The sequence below is a fragment of the Kitasatospora sp. NPDC001175 genome, assembly GCF_053598215.1.
Window position 1 is genome coordinate 71,347 of record NZ_JBSFJU010000036.1, and the last position, 13,822, is coordinate 85,168.

Annotated in this window: 13 protein-coding genes; 5 read left to right on the forward strand and 8 right to left on the reverse strand. The window is 73.1% G+C overall.

The window, feature by feature from the left end; genetic code table 11:
* Positions 1–75: 75 nt before the first annotated feature.
* Positions 76–2,280, reverse strand: a complete 2,205-nt coding sequence (recG, locus tag ACWDAK_RS24455) for an ATP-dependent DNA helicase RecG (protein WP_344639847.1) — start codon at positions 2,278–2,280, stop codon at positions 76–78.
* A gap of 36 nt (positions 2,281–2,316) precedes the next feature.
* Positions 2,317–3,942, reverse strand: a complete 1,626-nt coding sequence (locus tag ACWDAK_RS24460; protein WP_427394441.1) for a DAK2 domain-containing protein — start codon at positions 3,940–3,942, stop codon at positions 2,317–2,319.
* Positions 3,943–4,299: 357 nt separating this feature from the next.
* Here ACWDAK_RS24460 and rpmB point away from each other — a divergent pair, with 357 nt between their 5' ends.
* Complete coding sequence (rpmB, locus tag ACWDAK_RS24465) at positions 4,300–4,485, forward strand: 50S ribosomal protein L28 (protein ID WP_344639849.1); 186 nt, start codon at positions 4,300–4,302, stop codon at positions 4,483–4,485.
* A gap of 178 nt (positions 4,486–4,663) precedes the next feature.
* Here rpmB and thiD read toward each other — a convergent pair whose 3' ends face one another.
* The 3 genes from thiD to ACWDAK_RS24480 all read right to left on the reverse strand — a co-directional run bounded on the left by thiD (position 4,664) and on the right by ACWDAK_RS24480 (position 7,932).
* The gene (gene thiD, locus ACWDAK_RS24470) at positions 4,664–5,479 is read right to left on the reverse strand and encodes a bifunctional hydroxymethylpyrimidine kinase/phosphomethylpyrimidine kinase (protein ID WP_344639850.1); all 816 of its coding nucleotides are present in this window, start codon (positions 5,477–5,479) and stop codon (positions 4,664–4,666) included.
* A gap of 60 nt (positions 5,480–5,539) precedes the next feature.
* Positions 5,540–6,565: a 6-phosphofructokinase gene (locus ACWDAK_RS24475; protein WP_344639851.1), complete on the reverse strand. Its 1,026-nt coding sequence runs from the start codon at positions 6,563–6,565 to the stop codon at positions 5,540–5,542.
* Between the two features lie 398 nt (positions 6,566–6,963).
* Positions 6,964–7,932, reverse strand: a complete 969-nt coding sequence (locus tag ACWDAK_RS24480; RefSeq protein WP_344639852.1) for a thiamine-phosphate kinase — start codon at positions 7,930–7,932, stop codon at positions 6,964–6,966.
* Positions 7,933–8,176: 244 nt separating this feature from the next.
* Here ACWDAK_RS24480 and ACWDAK_RS24485 point away from each other — a divergent pair, with 244 nt between their 5' ends.
* Together ACWDAK_RS24485 and ACWDAK_RS24490 are read left to right on the forward strand one after the other, a co-directional pair.
* Positions 8,177–8,410 (forward strand): Lrp/AsnC family transcriptional regulator, encoded by a 234-nt coding sequence (locus tag ACWDAK_RS24485; protein ID WP_344639853.1) that lies wholly within the window; start codon positions 8,177–8,179, stop codon positions 8,408–8,410.
* A gap of 19 nt (positions 8,411–8,429) precedes the next feature.
* Positions 8,430–8,948 (forward strand): DUF3515 domain-containing protein, encoded by a 519-nt coding sequence (locus ACWDAK_RS24490; RefSeq protein WP_344639854.1) that lies wholly within the window; start codon positions 8,430–8,432, stop codon positions 8,946–8,948.
* A gap of 38 nt (positions 8,949–8,986) precedes the next feature.
* Here the strand turns inward: ACWDAK_RS24490 and ACWDAK_RS24495 are convergent, their stop codons facing one another.
* From ACWDAK_RS24495 to ACWDAK_RS24505, 3 genes are all read right to left on the reverse strand, one after another.
* On the reverse strand, positions 8,987–10,138 hold the full coding sequence (locus ACWDAK_RS24495; RefSeq protein WP_344639855.1) for a D-alanine--D-alanine ligase family protein: 1,152 nt from the start codon (positions 10,136–10,138) through the stop codon (positions 8,987–8,989).
* A gap of 130 nt (positions 10,139–10,268) precedes the next feature.
* A complete protein-coding gene (locus tag ACWDAK_RS24500; protein WP_344639856.1) occupies positions 10,269–11,270 on the reverse strand; it encodes an NAD(P)H-dependent glycerol-3-phosphate dehydrogenase in 1,002 nt (333 codons plus the stop codon).
* Positions 11,267–12,097: a lysophospholipid acyltransferase family protein gene (locus ACWDAK_RS24505; RefSeq protein WP_344639857.1), complete on the reverse strand. Its 831-nt coding sequence runs from the start codon at positions 12,095–12,097 to the stop codon at positions 11,267–11,269. The genes ACWDAK_RS24500 and ACWDAK_RS24505 overlap by 4 nt, the downstream gene beginning before the upstream one ends.
* Positions 12,098–12,305: 208 nt before the next feature.
* On the opposite strand from ACWDAK_RS24505, the gene cofC reads away from it, so the two are divergent.
* Both cofC and ACWDAK_RS24515 read left to right on the forward strand, forming a co-directional pair.
* Positions 12,306–13,001: a 2-phospho-L-lactate guanylyltransferase gene (gene cofC, locus ACWDAK_RS24510; RefSeq protein WP_427394440.1), complete on the forward strand. Its 696-nt coding sequence runs from the start codon at positions 12,306–12,308 to the stop codon at positions 12,999–13,001.
* Positions 13,002–13,157: 156 nt separating this feature from the next.
* Positions 13,158–13,385 (forward strand): hypothetical protein, encoded by a 228-nt coding sequence (locus ACWDAK_RS24515; protein ID WP_344639859.1) that lies wholly within the window; start codon positions 13,158–13,160, stop codon positions 13,383–13,385.
* Positions 13,386–13,822: the final 437 nt, after the last annotated feature.

Below are 13,822 nucleotides of genomic sequence, written 5' to 3' on the forward strand. Positions count from 1 at the left end.
CTCGTGGGGCACTGACAATCGAGGGTGCCCGGCCGGGCCGGGCCCCCGGGTGCGGGAGCCGCCGCGGGCGGGCCGTCAGCCCTTCTCCAGGTACTCGGCGCGCTCCTCGTCCAGCAGGCTCTCCAGGGCCGTCCGCAGCTCGGGGTGGCCGGCCAGGGCCGGGTCCTCCGCGACCAGTGCGGCGGCCTCCGCGCGGGCGGTGGCGATGATCTCCTCGTCGTCCAGCACGGAGAGCACCTTCAGCGAGGACTTCACCCCGGACTGGGCCTGCCCGAGCACATCGCCCTCGCGGCGCTGCTCCAGGTCGATCCGGGAGAGCTCGAAGCCGTCCAGGGTGCCGGCCACCGCGTCCAGCCGGGCCCGGGCCGCGCTGCCCGCGGGCATGTCGCTGACCAGCAGGCAGAGGCCGGGGGCGCTGCCGCGGCCCACCCGGCCGCGCAGTTGGTGGAGCTGGGAGACGCCGAAGCGGTCGGCGTCCATGATGACCATGACCGTGGAGTTGGGCACGTTGACGCCGACCTCGATCACGGTGGTGGCGACCAGGACGTCCACCTCGCCCGCCGCGAAACGCTTCATCACGTCGTCCTTGGCCTCCGGCGCCAGCCGCCCGTGCAGGATCTCCACCCGCAGCCCGGCCAGCGGACCCTTGGTGAGCGTCTCGGCGGTCTCCACCACGGAGAGCGGCGGCCTGCGGTCGTCGCTCGCGGCACCCAGGTCCTCCGGGTCGTCCGGCAGGGACTTGGCCCGCTTCTTCTTCGGTTCGTCCGGCTCGTCGCCGATCCGCGGGCAGACCACGTACGCCTGGTGGCCCTTGGCCACCTCCTCGCGGACCCGCTCCCAGGCCCGGGCGAGGAAGCTGGGCTTCTCGACCGCCGGCACCACATGGCTGGAGATCGGCGAACGCCCGGCCGGGAGCTGGTCGAGGACGGAGGTCTCCAGGTCACCGAAGACCGTCATGGCGACGGTGCGCGGGATCGGGGTGGCCGTCATGACCAGCAGGTGCGGGGGTTGTTCGCCCTTGTTGCGCAGCGCGTCCCGCTGCTCGACGCCGAAGCGGTGCTGCTCGTCCACCACGACCAGGCCGAGGTCCTGGAACTGGACCTTGTCCTCGATCAGGGCGTGGGTGCCGATGGTCACCCCGGCGTCGCCGCAGGCCATGTCGAGCATCGCCTGCCGCCGGGCCGGCACACCCATCGAGCCGGTGAGCAGCACGACCTTCGTCCCGAGTTCGGAGCCGCCGAGCATGCCGCCCTCGGCCAGATCGCCCATCATCTCCGCGATCGAGCGGTGGTGCTGCTGGGCGAGCACCTCGGTCGGCGCCAGCAGCACCGCCTGGCCGCCCGCGTCGACCACGGTGAGCATGGCCCGCAGTGCGACCAGCGTCTTGCCGGAGCCGACCTCGCCCTGGAGCAGGCGGTGCATCGGATGGGCGGAGGCGAGGTCGGCGGCGATCTCGGCGGAGACCTTCTGCTGGCCGTCGGTGAGGGTGAAGGGCAGCCGGGCGTCGAAGGCGGCCAGCAGACCGCCGGGACGGGCCTGTCGGGGGACGGCCGGAAGTGCCGCGTCGGCGGCCCGGCGCTGGGCCAGGGCGACCTGGAGGACGAACGCCTCGTCCCAGCGCAGGCGGCTCTGGGCGCGCTCGCGCTCGGCGTGGTTGCGCGGGCGGTGGATGAGCTCGAGCGCCTCGGGCAGCGGGATCAGCCGGTGCTTCTCCCGGAGCTCGGCGGGCAGCGGCTCACCGACGTCGCCGAGGTGCTTGGCGAGGGCGGTCTCGATGCAGATGGACAGCTTCCAGCTGGGCATCTGGGCGCTGGCCGGGTAGACCGGGATCAGCCGGCCGGCGAACTGCCGGGCGGCCGACGAGTCCGCCTCCTCGTCCAGCAACTGGTAGTCGGGCGAGGCTAGTTGGCGGGTTCGGTTGAACAGGCCGACCTTGCCGGCGAACAGGCCCTGGGCGCCCGGGCGCAGCTCCTTCTGCCGCCAGCCCTGGTTGAAGAAGACCAGCGAGAGCCGGCTGCGGCCGTCGGTGACGATCACCTCCAGGCGGTCGCCCTTGCGCGCCTTGAAAGGGATCAGCGTCACCTTCTCGATCCGGGCGAGCACCGTGACGTGCTCGTCCACCTCCAGCTCGTCCAGGCTGGTGAGCTGACCGCGCTCGACGTAGCGGCGCGGGTAGTGGTGCAGCAGGTCGCCGACCGTGCGCAGCTTGAGGCTGTCGGCCAGCACCTTCGCGGTGCGGTCGCCGACCAGCTTGGTCAGTGGTTCATCGAGAGCGCCCATCGCACCCTGTGTACACCACGGCTGCGACAGACCGGGTCACTCCACCCCGATCAGCAACGGCGCGGCCTCCTGCCCGCCCTCGAAGACCACGGTGTCGACCTCGGGCCGCTGCTTGCGCGCGAGTGCCACCAACTCCTCGGCCAGTCCCGTCGGTACGCCCTCGCCGAGCACCAGGGTGACCAGTTCGCCGCCGGCCGCGAGCATCCGGGAGAGCACCACCGCACCGGTCTCGGCGAGGCCGGTGCCGATCACCGCGACGTCGCCGTCGATCAGGCCGAGGACGTCCCCGGCCTGGCAGACCCCGGCCATGGTCCAGGACTCGCCCTCGGCGATCGCGAGTTCGGCGTAGCGGGTGGCTCCTGCGGCGGAGGTCATGGCGACCACGTCCTCGTCGAAGCGTCGGGCGCTCTCGTGCACGGCGAGCGCGGCCAGCCCCTGGACCGGCGAGCGGGTGGGCAGGACGGCGATCCGCACGCCCTCCTCGCGGAGCTGGTCGGCGGCGGCTCCGGCGGCGGCTCGCAGTTCGGGGTCGTTGAGCAGCAGCACGACCTCGCGGGCGGCGCAGCGGCGGACGGCCTCGGCGAGCTCGGCGCTGGCGGGCGGCCGGTCCGGATCGGCCAGCAGGACGGCGGATCCGGCCTGCTCGCAGAGTTCGGCCAGACCGGTGCCGGAGACCACGCTGAGCACGGCGCGGCCCTCGGGCGCGGTCCTGGCCCGCTTCCCCGCGCGGGCGGCGGCCTCGGCGAAGTGCGTGATCCGGATCCGGTGCGGCCGTCCGGCCTCGAGGGCGGCCTCGACGGCGGCTCCGGCATCGTCCACGTGCACGTGGACGCTCCACAGGCCGTCGCCGCCGCCGACCACCAGGGAGTCGCCGAGGGTGCCGAGCCTGGCGCGGAGTGCCGGGAGGGTGTCGTCGGGGGCGTCCAGCAGGTAGATCACCTCGAAGGCGGGGTGGCCGGGACCGGCCGGGCGCTCGTGCCCCTCGCAGCTCTCCGCGAGTCCGGTGGCGCCGAGGCCCTGCCGGAGGGCGACCGGGCCCATCGGGGTCTGTCCGGCGACGGCGTCGGCGAGGGCGCCGAGGACGGCGACCAGGCCGCGGCCGCCGGCGTCCACCACTCCGGCCTCGGCCAGTACGTCCAGTTGCTCGGGGGTGTGCATCAGCGCGGTCCGGGCGGCGCGGTAGGCGGTGTCGGCGGTCTCCGCCAGGCCGCCGGCGGTCCCCGCGGCGGCCCTGGCGGCCTCGGCGGCGACCGTGAGCAGGGTTCCCTCGACCGGCTCGGCGACGGCCTGGTAGGCGGCCTCGGCGGCCCGCTGGAGGGCCTGGCGCAGCAGCGCGGGGTCACCGCCCCGGGCGAGTACCTCGGCCATGCCGCGCAGCAGCTGGGCGAGGATCACACCGGAGTTGCCGCGGGCGCCGACCAGCGCGCCCCTGGCCATCGCCGCGGCGGCGGCGGCCAGGTCCGGCTCGCCGGCGTGCTCGGCGAAGCAGCGCTCGACGGCGGCGGCCGCGGCCTCGACGGTCAGGTACAGGTTGGTGCCGGTGTCGCCGTCGGGAACGGGGTAGACGTTGAGCGCGTCGATCTCCTCGCGGGCCTGACCGAGGGCGGTCAGGGCGAGCCGGCTCCAGGTGCGGACGGTCGGGGCGTCGAGCGTGTCCAGCACCAGCTCTCCTCCGGGTGAACGCCACGGGAACGCGACTGAACGCGGTGGCGAGGGGCGATACCCGCAGGTTATCGGTGGCCGTCGGCGGGCCGCGCGCAGGGCGAGCACCGCCGGGCACCACCGAGCGGGCGCGTCACGCCCCCGAGCGGCGCGGACGGGCGGACGGCGCGGGCGGCGGGAACGATCACCGGCCGGGGCGTGGTAGTTTCGTTTAACCGGACGCGGCGTTGTATGCTCTTCCGGTTGCCTGGAACAACCCGGGCTCACCCCTTGAACCGATCCGGTCCACGTGAGTGGCCCGGGAGGCTCAGCCGGGGTTTTCGAACGTAAATGATCTGAAGTCTTGGAGTGACTCCTGTGGCTGCCAACTGCGACGTCTGCGGCAAGGGGCCGGGCTTCGGCAACAGCATCTCCCACTCGCACCGCCGTACCTCCCGTCGTTGGAACCCCAACATCCAGACGGTGCGCGCTGTGATTGGGCGGACGCCGAAGCGGCTCAACGTCTGCACCTCGTGCATCAAGGCCGGTAAGGTCTCGCGCTGACGCGCAGACCGGTAAGCCGGTCCTCCGGACAGCCGATCCACCCTCGGGTGGGTCGGCTATCTGCTTTGTCCCGACGCCCAGGACCTGTCCGGCGTCTCGCCCTCGCGGCGCCGGGACGGACGTTCCGCCTTGACCGTACGGCCCGGGGTTCCCGCCCCGGGCCGTACGCGTCCCTGGGTCAGCGCCAGCGCCAGCCGTGGTCGACCGGGCCGATGCCGGCGCCGAGCGGGAAGCCCCGCCGGATCGCGCCGGTGACGTACGCCTTGGCCGCACCGACCGCCTCGGGCATCGCCAGGCCCTTGGCGAGCTCGGCGGCGACGGCGCTGGCCAGGGTGCAGCCGGTGCCGTGGGTATGCCGGTTGTCATAGCGCTCGGCGCGGTACCAGTGCTCCTCGCCGGGACCGCCGTAGAGCAGGTCCGCGGCCTCGCCCGCCAGATGTCCGCCCTTGACCAGGACCCAGCGCGGGCCGAGGTCGTGCAGCGCCCTGGCCGCGTCCAGCATGTCCTCCTCCCGCTCCACCGTGATGCCGGTGAGCTGCGCCACCTCGTGCAGGTTGGGCGTGGCGAGGGTGGCGACCGGCAGCAGCCGCTCCCGTACGGTGGCGACCGCCTCGGCTGCGAGCAGCGCGTCGCCGTGCTTGGAGACGCCGACCGGGTCCACCACCACCGGCGCCGGCACACCGGCGAGCAGCTCGGACACGGTCTCGACCAGTTCGACGGAGGCCAGCATGCCGGTCTTCACGGCCTGCACGCCGATGTCGTCCACCACGCTGCGGAACTGGGCGCGGACGGCTTCGGCGGGCAGCTCCCAGTAGCCCTGCACACCGACCGAGTTCTGCGCGGTGACGGCGGTGATCACGCTCATGCCGTGCACCCCGAGCGCGAGCATGGTCTTGAGGTCGGCCTGGATGCCGGCACCGCCACCGGAGTCGGAGCCGGCGACGGTGAGGACGCGCGGGGGTACCGCGACGGGAGGTGCTGACTGGCTGCTCATGTCGCCAACCTACCGGGCGCCGGGCGGCGTCCGGCCAGCCGTCCCGGCCCGGCCCGAGGATCAGAGCACCGCCTCCGACTCCAGCCAGCGGTCCTCGGGCACGGTCTTCAGCTTGACCACGGCGTCCACGATCGGCACCAGCCTGATCTCGGTGCCGCGCAGCGCGGTGAAGTGCCCGAAGGCACCCTGGTGGACGGCCTCCACGGCGTGCCAGCCGAAGCGGGAGGCGAGCACCCGGTCCCGGGCGGTGGGGGTGCCGCCGCGCTGGGTGTGACCGAGGATGACCGGGCGGGCCTCCTTGCCGAGCAGGTCCTCCAGCTCGTGCGCGAGCCGGTTGCCGATCCCGCCGAAGGTCTGGTGGCCGTACTGGTCGACCTCGCCGTGGTCGAAGCGGAGCGTGCCCGGCGCCGGCTTGGCGCCCTCGGCGACCGCGATGATGGCGAACTTCTTGTGCCGGTCGAAGCGCTCCTCGACCATCCGGGCCACCGCCTCGATGTCGAACGGCTTCTCGGGGATGAGGATGCCGTGCGCGCCACCCGCCATCCCGGCGGTCAGGGTGATCCAACCGGTGTGACGTCCCATCAACTCGACCACCATCACCCGCTGGTGGGACTCGGCGGTGGTCTTCAGCCGGTCGATCGCCTCGGTCGCGACGTGAACGGCCGTGTCGAAGCCGAAGGTCACGTCGGTGGCCTCGATGTCGTTGTCGATGGTCTTCGGGACGCCGACCACGGGCAGCCCGGCCTCGGAGAACATCCTGGCGGCGGTCAGCGTGCCCTCGCCGCCGATCGCGATCAGGGCGTCGATACCGAGGTTCCGGGCCAGCGTACGGGCGTTCTCCACGGCCCAGTTGATCCGGTCGCGCCGCACCCGGGCCGAGCCCAGGATGGTGCCGCCGAGGGTGAGCAGCCCCGTGACGTCGTCGTGCGAGACCGGGCGGGCGCGGCCCTCGATCAGCCCGAGGAAGCCGTCCTCGATGCCGATGATCTCGTCGCCGTGGACATCGGTGCCCCGGTGCACCACCGAGCGGATCACCGCGTTGAGGCCGGGGCAGTCGCCTCCGCTGGTCAGGACGCCGATTCGCATGGTGGGTGCGCTCTCCCGCTCCAGGGGCGGCACCGCCCCGGGTCGATGGATCCGTACGGGCCGGACAGACCGGACAAACCCGGCCAGGACCGACAGCGCAAGCCTACGCGCCGAACCCCTCCCGGACCGGATCCCCGCGCCAGTACCACCCCCAGGGGGAAACTCCGGTGACGGGACGGCCTCCCGGGGCTGCGCAAGCCGTACGCTGCGCCCACCGTGAACCCGCCCGGCTTCGAGCACGGTTCCCGCACCCTCGGACAGCGCCGGCGCGGATGGGCTCAACACCTCGGCCCGAACGCGCGGTTGGCCTCCTCCCGGAGTCGCCCGCCGCCGGCGCCGGCGCCCGTACGGGCGCTCCCGCCGGTACGAACGCCCGCCCCACGCCCCGCGGTTGCCCGCTAATGGGCCGCGAAGTGGTCCCAGCCGCCGACGCGGTCCCAGGGAGCCCCGTCCACGGTGACCTGGCCGCCGCGGGCGGCGCCGGCGATCCGGACCACAGTGCCCACCACCCGCCAGCGGGCGGGCAGCTGGACGGTGGCCGGGAAGGTGGCCGCGATCGCGTGGTCCTCGCCGCCGGAGAGCACCCATACCAGCGGGTCCACCCCGACCGCCTGGCCGATGTCGGCCATCTGCGCGGGGATGTCGAAGTCGGCCGCGCGCAGGTCGATGTCGACGCCGCTGGCCTTGGCGACATGGCCGAGGTCGGCCACCAGGCCGTCGCTGACGTCGACCATCGAGGTCGCGCCGAGGTCCGCACCGGCCGGGCCCGCGTGGTACGGCGGTTCGGGCCGCCGGTGCGCCTCCACGAAGGCGCGCGGGGAGCGGAACCCGCGCTGCAGTACGGTCAGTCCGGCCGCCGACCAGCCGAGCCAACCGGTCACCGCGACCACGTCGCCGACCTGCGCGCCCGAGCGCTTCACCGGGGCCCGGCCCTGCAGGTCGCCCAGCGCGGTGATCGCCAGGGTGATGGCGTCGCCGCCGACCACGTCGCCGCCGACCACGGCCGCCCCGGCCACCTGGCACTCGTCGCGGAGCCCGTCCATCAGCTCGGTGGCCCAGGTGATGGGCAGGTCGGCGGGGGTCACCAGGCCCAGCAGCAGCGCGGTCGGGACGGCGCCCATCGCGGCGATGTCCGCCAGGTTCTGGGCGGCGGACTTGCGGCCCACGTCATAGGCGGTGGACCAGTCCCGGCGGAAGTGCCGTCCCTCGATCAACACGTCGCTGGTGGCCACCACCCGGCCGTCCGGCGCCTTGACCACGGCGGCGTCGTCCCCGGGGCCGAGTTCGACGGCCGGAGTCAGCGGCAGCCGGGCGGTCAGCTCCCGGATGAGTCCGAACTCGCCCAGCTCGCCCACGGTCCCCTGCATCTGCCGTCCTCTCCACTGATGCCTGAAGCAACTGATGACTGAAGCACCTCAGGGACCCGGATCCGCTCCGGGCTCCCGCCCGGCCGCGTCCCGTACCCGTCCGTCCCCGCCCGCGCTCGTTCCGCACTCCCCCGCGCGCAGCGTACGCCCTCGGACCCTGCCGAAGTCTCCCCTCCCGGCCCCGCTGCGCGGTAGCGTGGTGATCCAGACTGCCGGTCAGCCCACCCCCGCCTGGAGGTCTCCCGTGGTACAGGCATACATCCTGATCCAGACCGAGGTGGGCAAGGCCACCGCGGTGGCCCAGGCCATCTCCGAGATCACCGGAGTGGTGCAGGCCGAGGACGTCACCGGCCCCTACGACGTCATCGTCCGTGCCGAGGCCCAGACGGTGGACGATCTCGGGCGCCTCGTGGTGGCCAGGATCCAGCAGGTCGAGGGGATCACCCGTACGCTCACCTGCCCGGTGGTCCATCTGTAGGCCCGGTTACCATCGGCGGATGCCCCGATTCCCCGGTCCGAGCGCCCGCCTGATGTCGCTGCCCGCCCCGCTGCGCTGGGCTGCACCGCCGGTCGCGCTGCTGGGCGGGATCGCACTGCTGCTCGTCGACTGGAGCACCCCGCCGAACGTCACCCCGCCCACGCCGGCACCGGCCGTGGCGAAGATCTGCGCCGCGCTGGACAAGGCGCTGCCCGACACCGTGCTGGGGCACAAGCGGCAGGACCCGAAGCCCGACTCCCCGTACACGGCCGCCTGGAACAGCTCACCGCACACCGTGCTGAAGTGCGGCATCGACCGTCCCGGCTACCTCGACGACGACCCCACGGCCTCCGCGCCCGAGGTGAACGACGTGCAGTTCGGCATGGCGCCGGACGGCCACGGCGGCTACCGCTTCGTCACCACGCTGCGCAAGGCGTACGTCGAGATCACCGTGCCGCAGGGCGCTTACTCGAACTACATCGACCCGCTCAGCTCGCTCACCGACGCGATCAAGTCCACGGTCCCGGACGGCCTGTAACCCTCCGGGACCGGGCGAGCGGGCTCCGACCCGACGACTCAGCGCAGGCCGGTGGAGCGGCGCAGCGCCGCCTGGAGCAGCCGGTCGATCAGCTCCGCGTAACCCACGCCGCTGGCCTCCCACATCTTCGGGTAGGCCGAGATGGGGGTGAAGCCGGGCATGGTGTTGATCTCGTTGACCACCCAGCGGCCATCGGTGAGCAGGAAGAAGTCCACCCGGGCCAGCCCCTCGCAGCCGAGCGCCTCGAAGGCGGCGACGGCCTGGCGGCGGATCTCGGCGGTCTCGTCCTCGGTCAGCTTCGCCGGGATCTGCACCTCGGAGGAGTCGATGTACTTGGCGTCGAAGTCGTAGAACTCGTAGTCGCCGCCGACCAGGATCTCGGCCGGGACGCTGGCCCGCGGGCCGTCCTCGAACTCCAGCACGGCGCACTCGATCTCGCGGCCCTCGAGCCCGGCCTCGACGATCACCTTGGGGTCGTGCCGGCGGGCCTCCTCGATCGCGGCGTCCAGGTCGGCGAGGTCCTTGACCTTGCTGATGCCCACGCTGGAACCGGCCCGGCAGGGCTTCACGAAGAGCGGCAGACCGAGCTCGGCGATCCGCTCGCGCGCCGCCGCGCGGCCCGCCTCGGACTCCCACTCGCGCGACTTGACCACCGTGTAGGCGCCGACGCCGATGCCGTGCGACTGGAGGATCCGCTTGGTGAACTCCTTGTCCATGCCCACCGCGCTGGCCAGCACACCGGAGCCGACGTACGGGACGCCGGAGAGCTCCAGCATGCCCTGGAGGGTGCCGTCCTCGCCCCAGGGGCCGTGCAGCAGCGGCAGGACCACGTCGACCTCGCCGAGGGCCTTGGGCGCCTCGGTGGAGGTCGCCAGGACCACCTCCCGGCTGTCCGGGCTGACCGGCAGGGTGACCTGACCGTCGCCGGACTCGGCGATCTGGGACACGGCCGGCAGCTTGCCGTCGGTGATCGCCATCCGGGCCGGCTCGTCGCTGACCAGGGCCCAGCGGCCCTCGTGCGTGATGCCGATCGGCAGCACCTCGTACTTGGTGCGGTCGATGGCCTTGAGCACGCTGCCGGCCGTGGAGACCGAGATGGCGTGCTCGGAGCTGCGACCGCCGAAGACGATCGCGACGCGCGGCTTGGCGCCCGAAGCGCCCGGGTTCGGGGAGTGCTGTTCGATGCTCATATCGCGCTTGAGACTACCGTGCGAGCGGTTTCGGGAAAGTCACGCCGACTACTCGAATCGGGCATTGTCCGTTTTCGGCATACTTCAGCCGCTTTCGCGAATCGGGCCGCCCAGCCCCGCCGTCCGGCCGCTACCGCCGCTCCGGCTTCGCGGAGCGGGCCATCAGTCCGGCGAGCACCTCTTGGGTGGGCCGACCGTGGTGCACCACGTCCACCACGGCCTCGACGATCGGCATCTCGACGTGGTTGCGCCGGGCCAGATCGAGCACCGACTCGCAGGACTTGACGCCCTCGGCGGTCTGCTTGGTGGCGGCGATGGTCTCCTCGACCGTCATGCCGCGGCCGAGGTTGGTGCCGAAGGTGTGGTTGCGGGAGAGCGGCGAGGAGCAGGTGGCGACCAGGTCGCCCATCCCGGCCAGCCCCGAGAAGGTGAGCGGGTCGGCGCCGAGGGCGAGGCCGAGGCGGGTGGTCTCGGCCAGTCCACGGGTCATCAGGGTGGCCTTGCTGTTGTCGCCCAGGCCCATCCCGTCGGCCATGCCGACCGCCAGCGCGATCACGTTCTTGACCGCGCCGCCGAGTTCGCAGCCGACCACGTCGGTGTTGGTGTAGGCGCGGAAGTACGGGGTGTGGCAAGCGGCTTGGAGGCGCTTGGCGACCTCCTCGTCGGTGCAGGCGACCACACAGGCGGCCGGCTGCCGGTTGGCGATCTCCTTCGCCAGGTTGGGTCCGCTGACCACCGCGACCCGCTCCGGGCCGACCCCGGCGACCTCCTGGACGACCTCGCTCATCCGCTTGGCGGTGCCGAGTTCGATGCCCTTCATCAGGCTCACCAGGACCGTCCGCGGACCGATCAACGGCGCCCAGGCGGCGAGGTTCTGACGGAGCGTCTGGGACGGGATCGCCAGCACGGCGAAGTCCGCACCGGCCAGCGCCTCGGCGGGGTCGGTGGTGGCGTGGACGCTGTCCGGCAGCCGCACCCCGGGCAGGTAGTCGGGGTTCTCGTGGGTCCGCTCGATGGTGTCCACCAGCTCCTGGCGGCGGCCCCAGAGGGTCACCTCGCAGCCGGCGTCGGCCAGGATCATCGCGAACGGGGTACCCCAGGAGCCGGTTCCGAAGACGGCGCAGCGGGTCACTTGGAACTCTCCTCGGGGGTGGTGCCTTCGTCCTGCCCGCCACTCGCCCGCTCGCGCTTGGCGGCGGCGGCCGCGGCGCGCTCCCGGGCGGCCGTGCGCATGTCGTAGCGCTCGGCCGGCGGCTGTTCGCCGCGGATGTCGGCGAGCACGGCGGTGATCGCCGCCATGATGTCGTCGGTGGCCTCACGGAGCACCTTGGCGGTGAGCTCCTGGCCCTGGTACTTGCTCAGGTCCACCGGCGGGCCGGCCGCAACGGTCACCTTGTGCCGGGGGAAGAGGTGGTACTTGCCCCTTCCGCCCCGGCCGTACGGCGGGATGATCTCGTGCGCGCCCCAGTGCGCCACCGGGATGACCGGCGCGCCGGTCATCAGCGCGACCCGGGCCGCCCCGCTCTTGCCGGTCATCGGCCACAGGTCGGGGTCACGGGTGAGGGTGCCCTCGGGGTAGAACTGCACGCACTGGCCCGCGTTGACGGCGTCGATCGCGGCGCGGAACGCCTCGGCGGCGTCGGTGGACTCGCGGAACACCGGGATCTGGCCGGTCTTGCGCAGCATGAACCCGATGAACGGCACCGAGAAGAGCGAAGACTTGCCCAGTATCCGGGGCGGGCGGCCGCTGTTGTACTGCCAGTGCGCGTACACCACCGGGTCGATGATCGAGTTGTGGTTCACCACCGCGATGAACCCGCCCTCCTCGGGCAGGTGTTCCCAGCCGCGCCACTCGGGCTTCACCAGTGCGGTCGTCACCGGCTTCACGAGCACGGCCGCGAAGCGGTACCAGAACCCGTAGTCGGCGTTGCCGAATCTGGCGTACGAGCGGCGGGCCACCCCAGCTCCTCCTCGATCAAGTGCGGCACTCCGAGGTGCCGCAGTCCGTTCCCGGTGCCCGGGCCCCGGGCGCGGATCAGTCTCGCCCGTCGCCTCACCGGCTGTCGAGGAGCCTTCCCCCGCGGCCCGCAGCAAGTGACCAATCGCACGTCAACCTACGCGGTACCCGCCTGGCCAGGGCTTCGGCACCGACGCCACAATGACGCCGATGACCCAGGACACGGTACGCCCCGTCGAGCCGGTTCCGCCTGCTGCCCGCCCCGGCTGGTCGTTGGTGCTGCCGGTGAAACCGCTCGCGATGGCCAAGAGCCGGCTCGGCGCCTTCGCCGGCGAACGGCGCGCGGCGCTCGCGCTGGCCTTCGCGCTGGACACCGTGACGGCCGCGCTGGCCTGCCAGGACGTGGCCCGAGTCCTGGTGGTCACCCGGGACCCGTTGGCCGGGCCCGAGTTGGCGCGACTCGGCGCGCTGGTCCTCGACGACGAACCCGGCGGCGGCCTCAACCCGGCCCTCGCGCACGGCGCGGCACACGCCCGCCGGATCGCGCCGCACTCCCCCGTCGCCGCGCTCTCCGCCGACCTCCCGGCGCTGCGGCCCGCCGAACTCGCCCGGGTGCTGGCCGCCGTGCCGGCCACCGGGCGGGCCTTCCTGGCGGACGCGCCCGGCATCGGCACCACACTGCTCGCCTGCGCCGCGGACTCCGCCCTGCGACCGGAGTTCGGCGGGGCGAGCCGGGAGCGCCACGCGGCCGGCGGCGCGTACGAGATCACCCTGCCCGACGTCCCCTCGGTCCGCCGCGACGTGGACACCGGCGACGACCTCGTCGCCGCCCGCAGCCTGGGCCTCGGCCCCCGCAGCACCTCCGCCTCCGCCGTGCTGTTCACCCCGAGCGGGCGGTGCCGCTGACCGGCCTCTCCCGGGCGCGCGGTATGCACGAAGAGCCCGTCCCCCGCCGCACTCCGGGCCCTTGAGGGCCGCACAGCGCACCGAGGTGGGGGACCTGTCGCACCCCCGGCGGCGCCCCCGGCCACCCGCGCATCAACTCGCCGATATGCTGCGGGTATGCAGGCCACCGCGTTCACCTTCGACCCCGACACGCACGCGGGTTCCGTGCTGCTCGACGACGGCACCCCGGTGCCGTTCGACGCGGCGGCCTTCGACGCCGGCGGCCTGCGCCTGCTGCGGCCCGGCCAGCGGGTGCGGATCCGTACCGAGGGCAGCGGCGAGAGCCTCCGGGTTGTCTTCGTGACCCTGCAGACCTTCCCCGACCCGGCCGAGGGGCAGGACTAGCCCCGAGCCGGCACCCCCGTACGGCGCGCGAGCGTCCAGCCGGCGCGAATCCGAGCGCCAACTCTCCGTAGCTTCCCGGGAATGCCGCCACCCGCTCCCAACGCACCGGGCCCGTGGAAATACCGGTGCGCCTCGTACCGCGTCCACCCCGGCGACAGCCCCCCTGAGCACCTTTCCCGGAACGCTCTGGCGCGCCCGGGAACCGGCTGAAGACGGCGGGCGGATCGATGCACCGTGACAACCGTCCGAGCACCGGTTTCCCTGCTGCTCACGCCTTCCACCCGGCACCGGACGGCCGGTCCCTGAACGTGGAAGAGCCGTGGCGGCTCGCTCCGGGATCTCCCCGGTAGCGAGCCCTCCACCGGCGAGCCCTACACGCACTCGCGCCGGTGGATGCGCGACGACCCCCTGTTCAACGAGGGCGCAGGGGAGGAGGC